Source organism: Tenacibaculum adriaticum (assembly GCF_008124875.1).
Lineage (GTDB): Bacteria > Bacteroidota > Bacteroidia > Flavobacteriales > Flavobacteriaceae > Polaribacter > Polaribacter adriaticus.
In genome coordinates, this window is sequence record NZ_VNIA01000006.1 from 33,168 (window position 1) to 52,789 (window position 19,622).

The 19,622-nt window shown below is 31.4% G+C and carries 19 protein-coding genes; 6 read left to right on the plus strand and 13 right to left on the minus strand.

Annotated elements, in window-relative coordinates:
- Positions 1–6: 6 nt before the first annotated feature.
- Positions 7–2,799, minus strand: a complete 2,793-nt coding sequence (gene uvrA, locus C7447_RS13465) for an excinuclease ABC subunit UvrA (protein ID WP_148871038.1) — start codon at positions 2,797–2,799, stop codon at positions 7–9.
- A 252-nt stretch (positions 2,800–3,051) separates the two neighbouring features.
- On the opposite strand from uvrA, the gene C7447_RS13470 reads away from it, so the two are divergent.
- The gene (locus tag C7447_RS13470) at positions 3,052–3,636 is read left to right on the plus strand and encodes an RNA polymerase sigma factor (RefSeq protein ID WP_148871039.1); all 585 of its coding nucleotides are present in this window, start codon (positions 3,052–3,054) and stop codon (positions 3,634–3,636) included.
- A 239-nt stretch (positions 3,637–3,875) separates the two neighbouring features.
- On the opposite strand, the gene C7447_RS13475 is transcribed toward C7447_RS13470, so the two are convergent.
- The gene (locus tag C7447_RS13475) at positions 3,876–4,526 is read right to left on the minus strand and encodes an endonuclease III domain-containing protein (RefSeq protein ID WP_148871040.1); all 651 of its coding nucleotides are present in this window, start codon (positions 4,524–4,526) and stop codon (positions 3,876–3,878) included.
- A 35-nt stretch (positions 4,527–4,561) separates the two neighbouring features.
- On the opposite strand from C7447_RS13475, the gene bcp reads away from it, so the two are divergent.
- Positions 4,562–5,014 carry a thioredoxin-dependent thiol peroxidase gene (bcp, locus tag C7447_RS13480; RefSeq protein WP_148871041.1) on the plus strand — a complete coding sequence of 151 codons (453 nt, stop codon included), beginning with the start codon at positions 4,562–4,564 and terminating at the stop codon, positions 5,012–5,014.
- Between the two features lie 29 nt (positions 5,015–5,043).
- Here the strand turns inward: bcp and C7447_RS13485 are convergent, their stop codons facing one another.
- Genes C7447_RS13485 through C7447_RS13505 form a run of 5 tightly spaced genes read right to left on the minus strand, consistent with a single transcriptional unit; the run spans position 5,044 to position 10,182 of the window.
- Positions 5,044–5,961, minus strand: coding sequence for a sterol desaturase family protein (locus C7447_RS13485; RefSeq protein WP_148871042.1), 918 nt, complete (start codon positions 5,959–5,961; stop codon positions 5,044–5,046).
- A gap of 39 nt (positions 5,962–6,000) precedes the next feature.
- On the minus strand, positions 6,001–6,636 hold the full coding sequence (locus C7447_RS13490; RefSeq protein ID WP_148871043.1) for an alpha/beta hydrolase: 636 nt from the start codon (positions 6,634–6,636) through the stop codon (positions 6,001–6,003).
- A gap of 10 nt (positions 6,637–6,646) precedes the next feature.
- Positions 6,647–6,973, minus strand: coding sequence for a hypothetical protein (locus tag C7447_RS13495; RefSeq protein WP_148871044.1), 327 nt, complete (start codon positions 6,971–6,973; stop codon positions 6,647–6,649).
- 3 nt (positions 6,974–6,976) lie between these two features.
- The gene (locus tag C7447_RS13500) at positions 6,977–8,236 is read right to left on the minus strand and encodes a dihydroorotase (protein ID WP_148871081.1); all 1,260 of its coding nucleotides are present in this window, start codon (positions 8,234–8,236) and stop codon (positions 6,977–6,979) included.
- A complete protein-coding gene (locus C7447_RS13505; protein ID WP_148871045.1) occupies positions 8,233–10,182 on the minus strand; it encodes a BatA domain-containing protein in 1,950 nt (649 codons plus the stop codon). Before C7447_RS13505 ends, C7447_RS13500 begins: the two co-directional genes overlap by 4 nt.
- A 57-nt stretch (positions 10,183–10,239) precedes the next feature.
- On the opposite strand from C7447_RS13505, the gene C7447_RS13510 reads away from it, so the two are divergent.
- Genes C7447_RS13510 through rlmF form a run of 3 tightly spaced genes read left to right on the plus strand, consistent with a single transcriptional unit; the run spans position 10,240 to position 13,337 of the window.
- On the plus strand, positions 10,240–10,896 hold the full coding sequence (locus tag C7447_RS13510) for a class I SAM-dependent methyltransferase (protein WP_148871046.1): 657 nt from the start codon (positions 10,240–10,242) through the stop codon (positions 10,894–10,896).
- Positions 10,897–12,489: a bacillithiol biosynthesis cysteine-adding enzyme BshC gene (bshC, locus tag C7447_RS13515; RefSeq protein ID WP_148871047.1), complete on the plus strand. Its 1,593-nt coding sequence runs from the start codon at positions 10,897–10,899 to the stop codon at positions 12,487–12,489.
- Positions 12,489–13,337, plus strand: coding sequence for a 23S rRNA (adenine(1618)-N(6))-methyltransferase RlmF (gene rlmF / locus C7447_RS13520; RefSeq protein WP_317128812.1), 849 nt, complete (start codon positions 12,489–12,491; stop codon positions 13,335–13,337). The genes bshC and rlmF overlap by 1 nt, the downstream gene beginning before the upstream one ends.
- A gap of 81 nt (positions 13,338–13,418) precedes the next feature.
- On the opposite strand, the gene C7447_RS13525 is transcribed toward rlmF, so the two are convergent.
- The 6 genes from C7447_RS13525 to C7447_RS13545 form a co-directional block, all read right to left on the minus strand.
- Positions 13,419–14,867 carry an FAD-dependent oxidoreductase gene (locus tag C7447_RS13525; RefSeq protein WP_148871049.1) on the minus strand — a complete coding sequence of 483 codons (1,449 nt, stop codon included), beginning with the start codon at positions 14,865–14,867 and terminating at the stop codon, positions 13,419–13,421.
- Between the two features lie 270 nt (positions 14,868–15,137).
- Positions 15,138–15,626 carry a hypothetical protein gene (locus C7447_RS13530; RefSeq protein ID WP_148871050.1) on the minus strand — a complete coding sequence of 163 codons (489 nt, stop codon included), beginning with the start codon at positions 15,624–15,626 and terminating at the stop codon, positions 15,138–15,140.
- Between the two features lie 186 nt (positions 15,627–15,812).
- Complete coding sequence (locus C7447_RS15075; protein WP_317128813.1) at positions 15,813–16,013, minus strand: YdeI/OmpD-associated family protein; 201 nt, start codon at positions 16,011–16,013, stop codon at positions 15,813–15,815.
- A 3-nt stretch (positions 16,014–16,016) separates the two neighbouring features.
- Positions 16,017–16,295, minus strand: a complete 279-nt coding sequence (locus C7447_RS15080) for a YdeI/OmpD-associated family protein (protein WP_317128814.1) — start codon at positions 16,293–16,295, stop codon at positions 16,017–16,019.
- Between the two features lie 78 nt (positions 16,296–16,373).
- On the minus strand, positions 16,374–17,327 hold the full coding sequence (locus C7447_RS13540) for an alpha/beta fold hydrolase (protein WP_148871051.1): 954 nt from the start codon (positions 17,325–17,327) through the stop codon (positions 16,374–16,376).
- Positions 17,328–17,397: 70 nt separating this feature from the next.
- Positions 17,398–18,087 carry a helix-turn-helix transcriptional regulator gene (locus C7447_RS13545; RefSeq protein WP_148871052.1) on the minus strand — a complete coding sequence of 230 codons (690 nt, stop codon included), beginning with the start codon at positions 18,085–18,087 and terminating at the stop codon, positions 17,398–17,400.
- Between the two features lie 861 nt (positions 18,088–18,948).
- Here C7447_RS13545 and C7447_RS13550 point away from each other — a divergent pair.
- Entirely contained in the window at positions 18,949–19,620 is a 672-nt protein-coding gene (locus C7447_RS13550) for a TetR/AcrR family transcriptional regulator (protein ID WP_148871053.1), read from the plus strand.
- Positions 19,621–19,622 lie beyond the last annotated feature (2 nt).

Below are 19,622 nucleotides of genomic sequence, written 5' to 3' on the forward strand. Positions count from 1 at the left end.
TATTTTTTAACATATTAGTTTTTCTTTTAAATACCTGGCTGTTAGAGAATTTTTATTATTGATTAAATCTTCAGGGGTACCTTCAAAAATAAGATTCCCTCCATTTTTACCACCCTCTAAGCCTAAATCGATAATATAGTCGGCACATTTAATTAATTCGATGTTATGTTCAATAACTACGATAGAGTGTCCTTTTTCTATTAAGGCGTTAAAGGAAGCTAATAATTTTTTAATGTCATGAAAATGCAATCCAGTTGTGGGTTCGTCGAAAATAAACAGCGCTTTATCTTTCGTGTTACCTTTAACTAGAAAAGAAGCTAATTTAATTCGTTGTGCTTCGCCCCCAGAAAGTGTAGATGAACTTTGTCCTAGTTGAACATACCCTAAGCCAACATCTTGTAAAGGTTTTAATTTTGAGGCTATTTTTTTTTGACTGTGTTTTTTAAAAAAATCAACAGCATCATCAATGGTAAAATTTAAGATATCATCAATTGATTTTCCTTCAAAATTAACTTCTAAAACTTCTTTTTTAAAACGTTTACCATTACATGTTTCACACTCTAAATGCACATCTGCCATGAATTGCATTTCGATGGTTACCTCTCCTTCTCCTTTACAAACTTCACATCGTCCACCATCAACATTAAATGAAAAATGTTTGGGTTGATAATTACGAATTTTAGATAATTTTTGATCTGATAAAAGTTTGCGAATATCGTCATAGGCTTTAATATACGTTACCGGGTTTGAACGAGAGGAACGACCGATAGGGTTTTGGTCGATAAATTCTACATGTTTTATAATATCAAAACTTCCTTCTATTGTTGTATGTTGACCTATTTTTTCTCCGTAACCGATTAACTTTTTTTGCATCGTTGGATACAATATTTTCTTAACCAAGGTACTTTTTCCACTACCTGAAACTCCAGTAATAACAGTTAGGTTATTGAGAGGAAATGTAACATCTATATTCTTTAAATTGTTTTCTCTAGCACCAATGATTTTAATGAAGTTTTTACTTTCTCTTCGTTTCGAAGGAACTTCAATTTTTAGTTCTTGAGATAGATATTTGGCAGTTAATGAGTCAGATTTTAGAATTTCATCAAAAGTGCCTTCAGCAACAATATTACCACCAAAAGTTCCCGCTTCAGGACCGATATCAATAATATAATCAGCTTCTTTCATAATATCTTCATCGTGCTCTACAACAATAACTGTGTTTCCTAAATTGCGAAGACTTTTTAGAACACCAATAAGTTTTTCAGTATCCTTAGGGTGTAAACCAATACTTGGTTCATCTAAAATATACATGGATCCAACTAACGAACTTCCTAATGAAGTAGCTAAATTAATTCGCTGACTTTCTCCACCAGAAAGTGTGTTTGAAGTCCTATTTAATGTAAGGTAGTTTAGGCCGACATCACCTAGAAATTGTAATCGGTTATTGATTTCAGTTAATAAGCGTTTCCCAATTTGTTTTTCATATTTGTTAAGCTGAATCTTTTTAAATAACACTGTTAATTCATCTAAAGGAAGTGTAACTAAATCAGAAATTGTATGGTTGTTTATTTTAACATAATCGGTTTCTTTTCGTAAACGTTTTCCATTACAATCGATACATGTTGTTTTTCCACGATAGCGTGACAACATTACTCTATTTTGAATTTTATAACTCTTCTCTTCTAGCTTTTTAAAGAAATGATTGATTCCTTTAAATTTTTTATTTCCGTTCCAAACCAATTTTTTTTGCTCTTCTGTAAGCTCAAACCAAGGTTTATGGATAGGAATATCAAAATCAGCAGCATTTAAAACTAAATTATCCTTATATTTTTTAAAACTATCTGATCGAAAAGGGAAGATGCAATCTTCATAAATTGATAGTCCTGTATTGGGAATTACTAAATCTTCATCTATTCCAATAACACTTCCGTAACCTTCACAAGTAGGGCAGGCTCCGTAGGGGTTATTAAAACTGAAAAAATGAGTGTTTGGTTCTAAAAATGTAATTCCGTCAAGTTCGAACTTATTACTGAATTCTGCAATTTCATTATTTGACAGATTTTCAATAAAACAAAATCCTTTTCCTTCAAAAAAAGCAGTTTGTACAGCATCCGCTAAACGATTGTAGAAATCTTCATCGTGTTTCACTACAATCCGATCTACCACCAAATTGAAAGTATTTCCTTTAAAATTATTAACAGGAAAATCATCAATTCTATACACTTCATTATTATATTGTAAACGAGCGTACCCTTGTTGTGCTAAAACTTGTAAAACTGTTTGTAAATCACGATTTTTATCAATAGTAACTGGAGCAAGTAGTAACATTTTTGTACGATCCTCAAAGTTTTGTACATGTTGTATTACATCAGAAACAGTATGCTTTTTTACTTCATTACCAGAAATTGGTGAGTAGGTCTTACCAATACGAGCATATAATAATTTAATATAATCATAAATCTCGGTAGAAGTTCCTACAGTAGAACGCGGATTGGTAGAGTTAACTTTTTGTTCAATAGCAATTGCAGGAGAAATTCCTTTAATATAATCTACCTTGGGTTTATGCAATTTACCTAAAAATTGACGAGCGTATGAAGATAAACTTTCTACATATCGTCTTTGCCCTTCTGCATATAAAGTATCAAAAGCTAAGGATGATTTACCAGAACCTGAAAGCCCAGTAATAACCACTAATTTATTACGAGGAATTACTACATCAATATTCTTTAGATTGTGCAGTTTAGCTCCTTTTATAATAATATTCTCTTTCGGATTAATTTTAGAAATGTCGATCTTCATACATCAAAAAATAAACACCAAAATTACCATTTTTACAGCGAAGTTAAGAATAACATGTATTAAAAGTTAACGTTAAAAAAAGAATATTTTTTTAATAAATTTAACATATTATTTGTGTTTAATCATAAAATAATAGATATTTGTAACTCATTATCAATTCTTAAACTAATACGCGTATAGAATAAAATTACTTTTTAAAATTAAACAATCCCTAATCGAAGAGTTCTAAACTTTTCAGAAAAAGTAATTATTATGCGTAAAGAAGAAACCCAAGACAGTGTTTTAGTTAAAGACTATATGAATGGTAAAGAAGTAGCTTTAGAGCTACTTATTAAAAGACACCAGCAAAGAGTTTTTAGTTTTATTTATAGTAAAATTCAAGATAGAGATATTACAGAAGATATCTTTCAAGACACCTTTATCAAGGTAATAAAAACCTTAAAAAAAGGAAATTACAATGAAGAAGGTAAGTTTTTACCTTGGGTTATGAGAATTTCTCATAATTTAATTATAGATCATTTTAGAAAATCTAATAGAATGCCTTCATTTAAGAATACAGATGAGTTTGATATTTTTTCAGTTATTGGAGATGGAACGCTAAATGCAGAAAAACAGCTTATTAAAGATCAAATACTATCTGATGTTCGCGATTTAGTAGAAGAACTACCTGAAGAGCAAAAAGAGGTGTTAAAAATGCGGATTTACATGGATATGAGTTTTAACGAAATATCTGAAAATACAGGAGTGAGTATTAATACAGCTTTAGGTAGAATGCGATATGCATTAATCAATTTGAGAAAAATTATTGAAAAAAATAATATTATTTTAATAAATTGATAATAATATTTTAAAAAATGCGTTATCTAGTTGAAATACAAATATAAAAGGGACTATATGATGCAAATTTACACGAAGAAACCATCTGATTTCAAGATGGAGCCGTCAAAAGAAACAATTCAATTTTTGCTCGACTTTTCAAAATCTATAAAAGTCGTCAAATCCAAGACTGATGTTCTCATTGAATTGAATTTGAATTAAGAGTGGAAAAGCTTCAGTTAAAAACTGAAGCTTTTTTATTATTTTTTATTGTATTCATCAACCACCGATTTTCTTCCAATGGTTTTAGTAATAATATCTTTTTCTAAATTCCAACCACGAGCAGGAGAGTATTCGCGTCCGTAATAAATAATCTGTAAATGTAATTTGTTCCAAAGCTCTTTAGGAAATAGACGTTTAGCGTCTTTTTCTGTTTGAACTACGTTCTTCCCGTTTGTTAAATTCCATCGATACATTAATCTGTGAATATGAGTATCTACAGGAAATGCAGGGATATTAAAAGCTTGTGCCATAACAACGCTAGCTGTTTTATGACCAACAGCTGGTAATTCTTCTAAGGCATCAAAATCGATAGGAACCTTTCCGTCGTGTTTTTCAATTAGAATTTTTGATAAGCCGTAAATTCCTTTTGATTTCATAGGGGATAAACCTACTGGTTTTATAATATCTCTTATTTCTTCTACGCTAAGCTTAACCATATCGTACGGATTGTCTGCTTTTTCAAAAAGTAGCGGAGTAATTGTATTTACGCGAGCGTCTGTACTTTGGGCAGACATTAATACTGCAATTAATAGAGTGTATGGATCTTTATGATCTAACGGAATGGGTGTTTCGGGATATAAGTTTTCGAGAGTATCAATTACAAACTGAACTTTTTCGGCTTTGGTCATTTTTGAGTATTTTTACATGAACAAAAGTAAGAAATATGACTACATTAAAAGTGGGTGATAAAGCACCAAATTTTGAAGCAAAGGATGAAAAAGGAAATGTTGTTAAACTTTCTGATTACAAAGGGAAAAAGCTGGTGTTATTCTTTTATCCAAAAGCAAGTACACCAGGTTGTACAAATGAAGCCTGTGATTTAAGAGATAATTACCAGACTTTTTTAGCAAAAGGGTATGATGTGTTGGGAGTGAGTGCTGATAGTGCAAAACGTCAACAAAACTTCATTAATAAAAATGAATTACCTTTTCCTTTATTGGCGGATGAAGATAAAGTTGTGATTGAAGCTTTTGGTGTTTGGGGGTCAAAGAAATTTATGGGAAGAGAATATGATGGAATTCATCGTACAACTTTTGTTATAGATGAGAAAGGAGTTATTGAAGATGTGATTTTAAAAGTAAAAACCAAAGCGCATACAGAGCAAATTTTGAAATAAATAAAAAACCGAACATTTTGTTCGGTTTTTTATTTATTTTGAGATTTTAATTCAGCTTGTAGCTCTTTGCTTGTTTTAGAGCTTCCATCATGACTCCACCCTGGAGGCATAAATACATATTTTAATCTAGTTGAAAGAGGTAAATCTTTTTTGCGATCAAAAAAGTCTTTAAATATTTCTTTCCATTCGTGAAAAATTATATTAATAGGCCCTCTGTCTTCAATCTTAGATGTTAAGCCATATCTAATTTTTTCATACTCAGTTTCTTTTACTTCTGCTTGAAATGTTCCGAAAATCTTATCCCAAATAATTAATACCATTCCCATGTTTTTATCTAAATATTTGGTGTTAGAAGCATGATGAACTCTATGATGTGAAGGAGTTACAAAAAAGTACCCCCACCAACCTAAATCACTTTTAATAAAGTTTGTATGGCACAAGGTTCCGTAGATTTGATTAGCGGCATAGGCAAACATAATATGCAATGGTTCAACACCAAAAAAAGCTAAAGGCAAAAAGAACATATAACGAAATAAAGGCTGTAATACAGGAGATCTAAAACCAGTAGAAATGTTATAGTACTCAGAATTATGATGTGTTACATGTACAGCCCAAAAGAAACGAGAATGATGATCCACATAATGGTGAATGTAGTAAAGGAAGTCTTGACCGATAAAAGCCAATAACCAATACAGCCAAGCTTGGTTTCCTTCAAAATCAATAATTCGGTAATTGTAACATAATCCCATTATAAAAAAGGAAACTCCTTTCATTAAAAGGTCTAAACCAAAGTTTGCTAATGCAAAATATACATTAGTTCCTGTGTCTTTAAAATCGTAATTTTTTGCTTTAGTACGATAACTAAAGTACATTTCAATTAATATGATCGATAGAAAAAAAGGTGTACTCCATAAGTACAAAACGTCCTGATTAAATATTCCACTCATAAGACTCTCTCAAATTTAATACACAAAAATAAACTTTATTTATAAACGTTTCTCAATCCAATCTTTAAAACTGTAAAAATTTTGAGGAGCTACTCCATGTCCAACAGGATATTCAGAATAGTCACTTTTTAAATCAAGCTTCTCTAAAAGAGGAACAGCTTTACGTGCCCAATCTACAGGTAATACTTGATCTACTGTACCATGAGAAATATAATAATCTGTTTTTATTTCTTTTGAAATTTCTTTGGGAAGTAATTCTTCATTAATATAACCACTTAATGCAATAACATGTTGTACTTTGTTAGGGTACTGTAAGCTAGTTGCGTAGCTTAAGATTGCACCTTGGCTAAATCCTAATAAAAAAGTTTTATCAGGGCTGGTGCTGTATTTATCTTTTATTTCATCAATAAAAGAAGCAATTTTTACAATAGATTGCTTTGCTTGCTCTAAATCTGAAAATTTTCCATTAATAGCATCAAAATTAATGGCATACCAAGCATAACCGCCGTAATCCATATTGTAAGGAGCACGCGTGCTAATAATTAGAAATTCATCAGGCAATTCTTCAGCAAATGAGAATAAATCTTCTTCGTTACTTCCGTAACCGTGTAATAGAATTAGTAAAGGAGGATTTTTCACCGAAATTTTTGGGTCTCTTTTTATATAATGCAGCATTAATTATAGTTTATAAGCTTCGAAAAAAATTTTGAAAATATTCACCAAAAAACGGAATTAAACGTTCTTTTTCGGTAATAGCACCAAATATACTCATTAACCAAAAGATAGCTAAAATTCCACCCAAAATCCATTTAATGAAACCTCCAAAGAAGTTGTAAATTAACCATCCGTTTAAAAAAAGCAATAAATGCCACCCAATCATTTGACGAATATAAAAACTTGTAAAAGAGTTTTGTTTTTTAAGGTTTAAAAGCCAAGAAATAAGTGTTCCGATAATCCAAAAATGACTTATGATGGCTAGTAGTTGTCCTTCTTTTGCAGTTTGATTTTCCATAGTTTATAAATTTAAAACAAGTTGATTATTATTAAATACTCCGTAAGCTTTTCCTTTTAGTTTTTTGTTTAAAAAGATACTGTTTTTTGAGATTGATAAAATATCGTTTGCAGAAAATATGTAATTACCTTCAGGGTTAAAAAACGATAGATCTGCTTTTTGATCGATATTAATTGATGTTTTTTTTATATCAAATATTTTCTTCGGATTATCACTTAAACATTTGATGATAGTTTCTAAATCTAATACTGAATTTAATGCACCGAAAGCGCTCTCAAGCCCAATGGTTCCGTTTTTGGCTACTGAAAATTCTACTTTTTTATGTTCTATATCAATCGGATTATGATCTGAGGTAATAATATCAATCGTACCATCTTTTAAGCCTTTTAAAAGTGCTTTAGTATCTTTTTGAGTACGTAAAGGAGGTGTCACTTTTGTATTAGCTTCGAAATCATGTAATTCATCATCAGTTAATACTAAATTATGAATGGCAACACTACAAGAAACATTCAATCCTTTTTTCTTCGCATCTTTTATGAGTTGCACAGATTTTTCTGTAGAAATAGTTGGAATGTGTAATTTTCCGCCGGTGTATTCTAATAAGAATAAATCGCGCGCTATTTGGAGTTCTTCTGCTAAAGCAGGAATTCCTTTTAAACCTAGTTTTGTAGAATTGATTCCTTCATTAGCAACACCTTCACCTGCTATTTTTTTATTTTTTGCAAAACTGAAAACCAATCCGTTAAAATTCTGAGCATATAGCAACGCTATTTTTAACAGATTATCGTTTTCTACAGGTTTGTTGTAGTCTCCAAAAGCAATCGCTCCCGATTGTTGCATGTCGAACAATTCGGCCATTTCTTCACCTTTGCTTTGTTGTGTTAAGGTACCAATAGGAAAGAGATTAGTAGCAAAACCATTAGCTTTGTTTCTTAAAAACTCAACGGCAGATTTATTATCTACCACAGGATTTGTATTTGGATTTACAGCAACCGAAGTAAATCCACTTTTAGCAGCAACTTGTAATCCGTTTTGTATAGTTTCTCTTTCCTCATAACCAGGTTCACCAAAAGAAACACTTGTGTCAAACCATCCGCAAGAAACATGTAGATTATCGAGTTCTAGAATGTTGTACTCTTTCTTTTTAGAAATGTTATCATCGATTTTTTTAATAATTCCGTCGACAATTAAAATATCTTTAGTTTGTTGGTGAAATGGACTTGAAGCGTCAATAATCGTAGCCGATTTTAAAAGCGTGATCATACTTTGAAGTATTTTAGAATCAAAATTTCTAATAGCAAAGATACAATGGCAAGTGATAAAAACAACTTCCAAAGCCATCGAACTTTATTTTTTTTATTAATTTCTTGTAAGGTTTCTTTTACAGAAGATGAAATTTCGATATTTTTATTTTTATTTACTAGCAATTTTATATCCAAATATTGTAGCGAACTTTCTTCTTTTGGGTAGTTAAAAGCGATTGTTTTTAAAGTGTCTTTTTGATGTAAAATATGATAAAAACCATTTTTAAAAGGTTGTTCTTTAGTGGTAAGTGTTATTTTATTCTGATTGTTTTGTTGCAATGGAATAAATGAAGTTTCGCTATTTTGAATAGATAAGATATCATCTTTTCCTAGTTGAGATTTAACCTCAATCGTGTTCAGTTCATCAACTGTGTAATACAGTTTAGAAAGTTGTAAACTTTGCTGACCAATATTATAAAAAACAGGAACAACTAGTGGAGAGTTCGTAAAATTGCTATTTAATTTGTTTAATGAAGAGGCTATCCAAAATAGTTTTGAGTTAGGTAGGTTAACTTGTTTGATAAATTTTTCGTTGTTTTCAAAAGAAATTAAGTTACTAGAATTAGTAAACGAAGTAGGGTAGTAGCTTTGTGTTGTAGGATATTGAAAATTACTTACTTTTTTATCAAATACATTTTTAAATAGCGGATGCTTAAAATTGATATTCGTAATTTTTAAAGTGTCTTTTTTCAACGGAAGAATTTTCCCTGCGGATACATTCTTGAGAAATAAATTATAAGAATTGATGTCTGATTTTGGATTTGGAATTACAACTAGTTGTCCTCCTTTTTTAGAAAAATCAGTCAAAGTTGAAATTAAACTTTGTGGGATTTTTTCGAGCTCATTTAAAATGATGAGTTGTTGTTGTTCAATAGAATTATAGTTGGTGTTTTGTAAATTAGAATTCGTGAAATTAAACTCGTCTTTTGTGTAGATTTTTGATAAAAAATCATTGGTGTTTCCAATCGCTAAAACATTTGTTTTTTCTTGTGAATTTAATGTAAAATAAAAGGAGTTGTCAAAACTAAAAGTATCGCTATAAGTTATTTCTAGTTTTCCTAAAAAGACTGTGGTTTTTTGAATTGAAAAAGAAACTGTTTTATTGTTGTCTTTCTCGATAGAGAAGGTTTGTTTGCTGATTAATTTTTGATTATTAAAAATAGCTATCGGAATATTTTCTTTGCTGTCACCTTGATTTTTAATAACCACATTTACGTTAAAGTTAGAAGAGGTGTTTTCGTTTACAAAAACACTGTCTATAGAAAGGTTGTTTTTTTGTTCTGGTTGTAGTTGAATGAGTGATAATGAGTGATTTACATTTGTAAAGTCATTGTCGTAAGCATTCTGAAAATCAGATATTAAGATATTTTTACTTAAAGTCGTATTTAAAATTTTATTTTGATTGTAAATTTTTAGTAAAATTTCACTAAAAGGTGCTTTTACAGCTTCATTTTCTGTTTTTAAAAGAATGTTTTTTAATTCAGATGATGAAATATTTTGATGAAAACTCGTATTGCTTAATAAAGAGAAATTAGAATTATCAGAAATAGATTCTATTAATTCTTGCGAAGCTATTTGTAATAAATTTCCTTTTTCTCCTTTAGCATTTGTACTTAAAGAATTGTCTAAATAGATAAAAGTGTGTTGTTTTTCTTCTAAAGAATTGTTGCTTAAATAAGGCTGAGAAAAAGCTAAAATTATCGCAGAAAGTAATAGTAGTCTGGTAGCTAAAATTAACCATTTTTTTATGCGTGAACTCTTACGCGTTTCGAGAACTAATTTTTTTAAAAAAGCAACATTGGTAAACGGCACTTTTACAAACCGTTGTAGCTGAAATAAATGCACTAAAACTGGAATGATTAAAAGCGCGAAAAAATATAAAAATTCAGGGTGTTTAAATTGCATTTCTAAATTAAATAACGAGGATAAAAATAGAGAAATTAAATTTAGTATTTTTGAATTATGACAAACGAATCTGATTGTAAAACTTCCGCGGTTGATTATCAAAAGCATTGGGATAATGCGTACATAAAAAACACAACAGAAAAGTTAGGTTGGTACGAAGAAAAATCTGAACAAATACTTTCTTTAATTCAAGAAATCAATTTATCAAAAGAAGCAACTATTTTAAATGTTGGTGTTGGTTCTTCTAAGTTGATAGACGATTTAGTTATAGCTAATTTCTCTAACATTATTGCGAGCGATATTTCTTCCGAAGCATTAACATCGTTGAAAAACCGTTTAGGTAAGAATTCCGATAAAATTCAGTTTATACAAGACGATTTAACTAAATCGAAAGATTTAAGTAAGCTGCTTAATATCGATTTGTGGATTGATAGAGCAGTTTTACATTTCTTTTTAAAAGAAGAAGAGCAAAAAGCTTATTTTAATTTGTTAAAACAAGTTTTAAAACCCAACGGATTTGTAATTATAGCAGTTTTTGCTTTAAATGGAGCAGAAAAATGTTATGGTTTACAGTTGCAGCGATATAATACTAAGATGTTGCAAGCAAACTTGGGAAGTGAATTTAAATTAATTAAAGATTTTAACTACACCTTTGTAAATCCGTACGGAGGAGAGAGACCTTATGTCTATACATTATTTCAAAGAAGAGCGTAAATGAAGATTACCAATATACCATTTCAAAAAACGGGATATTTCTCTAAAACAATGTGCGATTATTTAGCGAAATCCGATACCATAAATCCGTTTTATCATAATTTTCCAGATTTAGAAGGTTTTAAAAATCAGATAGTATTAAAAGAAAAATCATTCTCAGATTCCAAAAGAAAAGTTTTGGTAGATGTATTACAAAAGCAATATGTAAGAGTAAATGCTTCTGATAAAACAGCGGAAAATATTCAATTTCTTTTACAAGAAAATACGTTTACCATTACGACTGGACATCAGTTGAATTTGTTTACAGGTCCGTTGTATTTTCTATATAAAATTATATCCGCTATTAATTTAGCGGAAGAATTATCATTAAACTTTCCTGAAAAAAAAATTGTCCCTGTTTACTGGATGGCTACAGAAGATCATGATTTTGAGGAAATTAATTTTTTCAATTTTAAAGGGAAAAAAGTTCAGTGGAACTCAAATCAAACAGGAGCGGTTGGACGATTTTCAACCGAAGGTTTAGAAGTTGTTCTTAATGAATTGTCTAAGCATTTGGGAACTTCTAAAAATGCTGAATATTTAAAAAAACTATTTACCCAAGGATATTTAGAACATAACAATTTGGCTGAGGCAACTCGTTATATCGCCAACGAATTGTTTGGTGAATATGGTTTGGTAATTATCGACGCCGACCATAGAGATTTAAAAAATGAGTTTTTACCTTATGCAAAAGAAGAGTTGTTACAGCAAACTTCTTTTAAAAAGGTTTCTAAAACAAATACTGAGTTTGAAAAGGAATACAAAGTACAAGTAAATCCGCGTGAGATTAATTTGTTTTACCTAACGGATACCATTCGAGAAAGAATTGTTTTAGAAGACGGAGTTTATAAAGTAAACAACACAGACATTTCTTGGAGTAAGAGTGAGTTGCTTACACATCTTGATGAAGTGCCTGAGCGATTTTCGCCGAATGTAATTATGCGCCCTCTTTATGAAGAAGTAATTTTGCCAAATCTATGTTACATTGGTGGTGGTGGAGAATTGGCGTATTGGATGCAATTAAAGAGCTATTTTGAAGCTACTGAAGTTCTGTTTCCTATTTTATTATTGAGGAATTCGGTACAAGTGGTGAGTGAAAAACAGCAACAAAAAATGGATAAGTTAAATGTTTCTACTGAAGAAATGTTTTTAAAACAGAACCGTTTAATCAAAAAGAAAGTTAAAGAGAGTTCAGAAATAGCGGTTGATTTTTCAAAACAAAAAGCATTTTTACAACAACAGTTTAACGATTTACGAGAAGTTGCAAAACAGACAGATGTTTCGTTTGTAGGAGCTGTAAATGCTCAAGAAAAAAAACAGTTGAAAGGGTTAGAAAATTTAGAAAAACGTTTAATGCGTGCTGAAAAACGTAAACATAAAGAGTTGGTTACTAGAATTTCTGAATTACAAAATGCAATTTTTCCAAATCAAAGTTTAGAAGAGCGTCAGCGAAACTTTTCAGAGTATTACTTAGAATATGGCGAAAGCTTTATAAAAACGCTTAAAAACAATTTAAAACCGTTAGAATTAGAGTTTACGGTACTCACTTTATAATGGATAAAACTTTACACTCAAGAAACAAGCATAACAAAGGATACGATTTTAAATTTTTACTTACAAAATATCCGAAGTTAAAAGAATTTTTAATCGAGAAATTTGATAAAACTACCATTGATTTTTCAGATCCCGTAGCAGTAAAAGAGCTCAACAAAGCATTGTTGTTTGCGTATTACGGAATAGATTATTGGAATTTTTCTGATGAAAATTTATGTCCGCCAATTCCTGGGCGAGTGGATTACATTCATCATTTAGCAGATTTAATTGGCGATGAAACTAATGTAAAAGTGTTGGATATTGGTACTGGTGCCAGTTGTGTGTATCCGTTATTAGGAGATGCGGAATACAATTGGGATTTTGTGGCAACCGATATCGAATTAGATTCTTTGGATTATGCACAAGATATTATAGATGATAATAATTTGGATGCTAAAATAGAGTTACGTCAACAATTTAAAGAAGAACATATTTTAGAGGGAGTTTTAGAAGAGGGTGACCAATTTACGGCAACAATGTGTAATCCGCCATTTTACAAAAGCGCAGAAGAGGCAAGAGGAGCTAATCGAAGAAAGACTAGAAATTTAGGGAATAACGCAGTACGTAATTTTGCTGGTAATAATAACGAACTATGGTATGTGGGTGGAGAAAAAGCATTTTTACACACCTATTTATACGAAAGTTCTAAACAACCTAAAGTAAGTAAGTGGTTTACCAGTTTGGTTTCTAAAAAAGAAAATGTAGAGAGTTTACAGGCTTCTGCTAAAAAACTAAAGGTTGTGGAGTTTAAAGTGATACCTATGCATCAAGGAAACAAAGTAACGAGGATTGTTTGTTGGAGGTTTTAACGGTTAGGCTATAGTTTAGTGCGGGATTAAAAGAGGTTGGTTTTCGATTAAGTATCAATCCTTATTACTTATAGCCATTTGTTATGCCTCTTTTCTCTTTAGACTACGTCCTTTTGGACCATCTCCTTCACGAAGCACAACTTTAGAATGTAGCAGTTTTACAACCTCTGCAGAACCTTTTACTTTAGAAGCACTACGTTCTAACATTTCTGATTCAAATTCGGTTAATACACTTTTTCGAATTCCTACTTCTCTCCATTGAGATTGAGGTCTACATCCTTTTGAAATTCCCCGAGCCAGCGCTAATGCATCTAGTAGCGCTTGATTCGCTCCCTGGCCTTTAAATGGACTCATAGGATGAGCAGCATCACCAATTAATGTTATTTGTCGTCCTTTTTCCAATAATTCTGATTTGAGTAATTCTCGGTCATATGCAGGATAGCCAGAAATATGAGATTCCTTGGTCGCCTCCATAATCTGAGGAATGGGATCATGCCATTGTGTTCTTCGACACGCTTCTTCTTTAAGTGCTTTAGCTCCTTTAGCACTTAATGCCTTGGCTTCTTTTTCGGATATTGGAAAGCTAAGTTGCCACATTATGGTATCTGACGAAAAAGGCATCATGTAGATTCGATCTTTGCCATTAACGGTTTGAAATACAGTGGCTGAGTCTAGTAAGTGATTATCAATACCTCCGAGAGACGCCAAAGGACAAATACCTAAAATTACCATACAACCTAGATAGCGCAAAGGAGTAACATCCTCACCAATCAGTAACCTTCGCACCACACTACGAATACCATCGGCTCCAACTACAAGATCGGCTTTAATGTTTTTGATCTCTCCATTTACTTGAAAACTCAAATCAACACCTTTATTTTTATATTCCTTAAAATGTATTAATTGATGTCCCCATTGCACCATATCGTGTCCACCAAGCTGCTCAAGCAGTGCTGAGCGCAAAGCCTGTCTTGGTATATGCACATTTGTTCGCTTCGGAGTTTTTTTCGTATCCGACTCCTCTCTCATTCTCATTCCCCATTCCACAATCACCTTTCCTTCTGTAGTATGTACCACATGTTTTGTTGAATATACACCTTCTTCTAGCGAGAAAAGACCGAATCCTTTGATTGCTTTACTAGCTTGTTGCAATGTAAGTCCATAGCCCTGAGATCGAGCATCGAAGCTGCTGTCACGTTCATAAAGGGTAAAAGGGATTCCGCGATGCAAACAAGCTACAGCCAAAGCTACTCCTCCTATACCACCACCAATAATAGCAACGTGAGGGTAGTTTTTTGTATCTGCTATCGGTTGACTAGCAGAAGGAAGTAACCCAGATCCTGAACAGATTAGGCACGTTTCTAAGTGTCCTTTAGGTCGAACGGGAGGAGTTCCTTCACCATTCGTCTTTTCAAATTGATCGAGTTCTATCTGGTAGCGAAGTCGTGCTTTCTTACGTAACCTTTGGCTTTTTTTACCGTGTCCCTGACATTCGTGACAAATAGTCCAGCTAGCCTCTTCATTTTTCATCTTTTTCACTTCTTCTTTATTTAACCTGATATTGACTCTCTTTTAAGAGAAGAACCTCAGTTAAGTAATGATTTTGGTTTTCACTACTTCTATGCAATTTAATGTGACAAATTTATATTTTTTTTTCTAAACAAAGTGTTTGTATATGGGGGGAAGTTGCATGTTTACGAGTAAGGGTTTCCGAAGGAAAATCAGAAGCAGGCAAACGAGCAACCAACTTTGGTCTAGCTAAAATTAGCAATTTTTATATACTTTGTTACCTGTAGTACTTTACTTTTTAGCTATTAGTTTATTCAGACGTGGTTGTAGAATCCAAACTCCGATAGTAAAAAAGTATATCAAAAATATTTCTAAAATTAAATCCGTTGTTTTATGTTCAGTTTTTGATTCAGCTCGTTTTAGAGTTTTTGCAGAAAAAAGCACAATTTTAGAGATAGCTACAAGTCCGATAATTCCAGCTATAGCAATAATCCAAGAGTCAATTCGGTCGTAAGATTGAGTTAGCATATCACGAGCATTTAGTCCGAATGGAATTAATGAAATCAGATATAAAATCCACCAAATTTTCATTCCGTTATTCGATTCCACGCTTTTATTCAGAACTTTACCAATTGAATAAATCCAGCCAAGAAAAAGTCCAATGTACAAGCCAAATGATAAAAACCAGAAGTCTGATTTTATGAAAATAAACATTTGAATTGTTCCAACAATCCAAATAAAAAAAATTTGCCAATGTTTTAATTTCAGAAAAATGTTCATTTAGTTTTCGTGTTTTTTTTGCATTACAGCGCTGAGTGTATGATTTCGTAAGGGATTGCGTGCTTCAAACCTATCAAGCTACCATCCAAAATTGATGCGGGTGATACTGCTCGAAAACCACTGAAACCCTTATGAATTATACACATTGTTGTAAGCCGTTCTTATTCTATCTAAATTGTTTTGGTCTCAAATTTTACTTGCACTTTCTGCTATTTCGAAAATTCTCATTTGTCTTGTCACTTCTCTTTTAGCAGAAACTACCCAATATAACAATAACTTTTTATTGGACTTGCTTAAGTTATCAAAGTATTCCATGCCATTTTTATACTTTATCAATTGCTCTTTTAAATCATCTGGAATTACAAGTGCTTCTATTTCGTCCATCATTGTTCAAGAACCGTTCTGTTTTGCAGTTTTTATACTATCAAATCCTGCTTTTGTCATTAAGTTATTTCGAATCAGTTTAGCAATTTTTTCCTTGTTTATTTTTGACCAAATGCTATTTGCCTTTCGCTTACAAAAATATTGCATATAACTATCATCATTAATTTTCTTTTTAGTGCTATCTATCCAACCAAAACAAAGTGCTTCGTCTACAGCTTCACTCCAACTAATTGTAGGTTTTGTTGATGATGATTTATAATAAACCAGCCAAACAGACTTTTTCAACTGATGATTTTTCTCTAACCAGTTTCTTCAATCCGTTTGGCTTTTAGGGCAATAGGTCTCTATATTTTTTTAGAAAGGCTATTGTTTCAACCATTTTAGAATCACTCTATTTGTTTCTTTTGGTTTTTCTTGTTGAATACAATGACCACAATCTAAACTGACCACTTCTGCATTGGGTACAAAATCTGTTAGGTTTTCGGACTTAGGAATCATATCCTGTTCACCATATATCATAAGTGTAGGGTGTTGAATGATTGGATTTACATCGGCAAGTAAATGCCAATTTCGGTCAAGATTTCTATACCAATTGATTCCTCCTGTAAATCCTGATATTTCGAAGGCGGAAACAAAAACAGCTAGTTCACTTTCGCTCATAATAGGTTCACCATCTGTTTTTTTTGCTCTTGCAAGATTAATCATCAACATTCCTGGTTCGGGCGGTGAAAGAGGTACATTCTTTCGGAATAAATTGCGAAGGAAATTAGATATATTTTCATCTAATATTTTATCTGCTACACCATATTGTCGATTAAAGTGAACAAAATAGTTATCTTCCCCAAATATTTCCTCCATCCATTCAATCCATGGTTTTTCTCCACGAACTTGATAAGGTAAAGCCAAGTTGATTATTTTATTTACTCGTTCTGGATGTATTAGAGCAAGACTCCATACAACATTTGCACCCCAATCGTGACCAATGAAAGTGGCATCTTTATATCCATAGTAATCAAGTAACGCTACCAAGTCACCTGTTAAATATTCAATATCATACTCGGTTACTTTGGTTGGACGAGATGAGTTACCATATCCACGCTGATTAGGAACAATAACGTGATAGCCAGCTTTTACAAGCTCAGAAATCTGAAAACGCCAAGAAAAAGCATTCTCTGGAAAACCGTGGCAGAGTATAATAGGTTTACCTTTATTTTGATTATCAGCCTCAAATACTTCGAGTTCAATACCGTTAACTGAAACCATAGTGGGACTTGGAAATTCGATTGAATTAAGTTTTTTGATCATTACGTTTGTCATTTTTTTGTTTAAATATGATACAAAAGTAAATTCAGTCGGTGACAGCCTTATGGCAAGGGTCAAAAAAGAGTTAATGATATTTGTCAAAATATTCTTGCAAGGTCATATTATGAGGTTCAAATTTTTCTGTTAGAATTTCCATTTTTTGAATTCTGTCTGGTCTGAAAAACCTAAATCCGTTTCGCAAACGACACCATGCAACTAAATACCAATTCTCGGAATTTAATATAGCAAATGGTTCTATTAATCTAATTGATGTAGAATTCTCTTTATCGATATATTCTATTTTAACAAGGTTGTAATTGGTCAAAGCATTTTGCAAATCTGATAAATTGTTACTATTTCTTTCAAGATTTATAACTTGATTGTATTGTGTCCTATCTGTTAGTAAATTTGTTTTGTCTTTGACGGTGTATTTTAGAATTGATTTTATTTTATCAATTGCTTCCGAATAATCTTTTATAAATGATGCATCCTTACTTTTTAGCACTAATTGTTCTGCAAGTATTAAAGCATTTGCTTGTTTTTCGGTAAACATTACTGGTGGGATTTTATATCCGTCCATTAATGTATAACCCTTTCCTTCTTCTGTTAATACAGGAACACCAGATTGTTCCAATGCTTTTATGTCTCTGTAAATAGTTCTTTTACTAATATCAAATTTATTCGCTAATTCCAAAGCCGTCACAATTCGTTTAGTCTGTAATTGAATTAAAATTGCAGTTAATCTTGATAGTCTATTTATTTCGGAATAATCCATTTTTAAAAGTAGTTATTGGTTTTTTCAAATGGCTTACGTTTACGTACATGGAATGTAGCGTTTAAATAATGACTACTCATTTCAAGTACATTTCTTTTTTATAAAGAAACAAAAAATATTGGATATTTAAACTTTAGCTATGTTTTATGTGCGTTGTTGTGTTTAGTAAATTAACCAAAGCCTCTGGTTAATCCTTATTTACGTAGTCAGACCCGACGCTAGATAATACTTCTGAGTCAGCGTTTATGATTTTAAAATTATGCATTTTATCAGTGGCTGATAAGATATCGTTATTTTAAAAGCGATAATCTAAATTTTGTAAATAACTAATTAATAGTGATTTAAATATTATGTCATTAGAATGATTACTTGACTTTGTCAAAAAATATCCATAAATTAGACAAGCTTTATGCGAATCAAAATTCGTATTTGATAGTGAAACTCTCACACGATTTCAATCGAAAGCTTGACAGTCTAAAATTCGACAGAAGTCCATTTTCGTGCTATTTTTAAAGCACTGGTCTTAATCCTCAAATTTCGATTTTAGCAATAAACATGGGGAAGTCCAAAAGTCGGTCTTATTAAATACAACTGGTTATATGTGTATTTTTTATACACTTATCCCTTTTTTTGTGAGGGATATACAAATGTTTTATTAGTATTTGTTTCTTATATTTTTCATAACAAGTATAAGAAGTCTTTCAAATATAGTGTTTTACGTGTTAAAATCAAATAGCTTATTGTGAACTATTAGTACAATCATAAATCTTTATAGTACTATCAATTAATAATTTGTTAAAACAGAGTTTTTATTTCTTTTTTAATAGTAATACTATTATTTTTGCGCTTTAATATTTTGAAATGAAAAGTTTACTGTCAAATTTAAAAATAGCGGTACCCGAAAAGATCTTTTTGAAAGATCCAGAGTCGTCTGCATTGGGTAAAAAAATTATTGGAGAAAGTATTTTACTCATCGATGAAATTGGTTTTGAAGCCTTTACTTTTAAAAAATTAGGCGTTAAAATTGGTTCTAATGAAAGTTCTATTTACCGTTATTTTGAGAATAAACACAAGCTGTTGCTATACTTAACTTCTTGGTATTGGGCGTGGTTAGAGTATCAATTGGTATTTGAAACGTATAACATTAGCAATTCAAAAGAAAAACTAAAAAAAGCCATTACCGTTGTAACCAGAACCATTAAAGAAGATTCTAGCATCAGCCATATTAATGAGGTAGTACTGAACCGAATTATTATTAATGAAAATTCCAAGTCGTTTATGACTAAAGAGGTAGATACTGAGAATAAAGAAGGTTATTTTACTACTTACAAATGTGTTATTAACCGATTGCAAGATGTTATTGCTGAGGTAAATACTCAGTACAAATATCCTGCAAGTTTAGCCAGTACTATTGTGGACGGAGCGTTGCATCAGCATTTTTTAAAAAATCATTTTACATCCATAACCAATTGTAAAAAAAACATGACTCCTACTACTTTTTTTACTGATTTAGCACTAAAAACATTACTATAAAC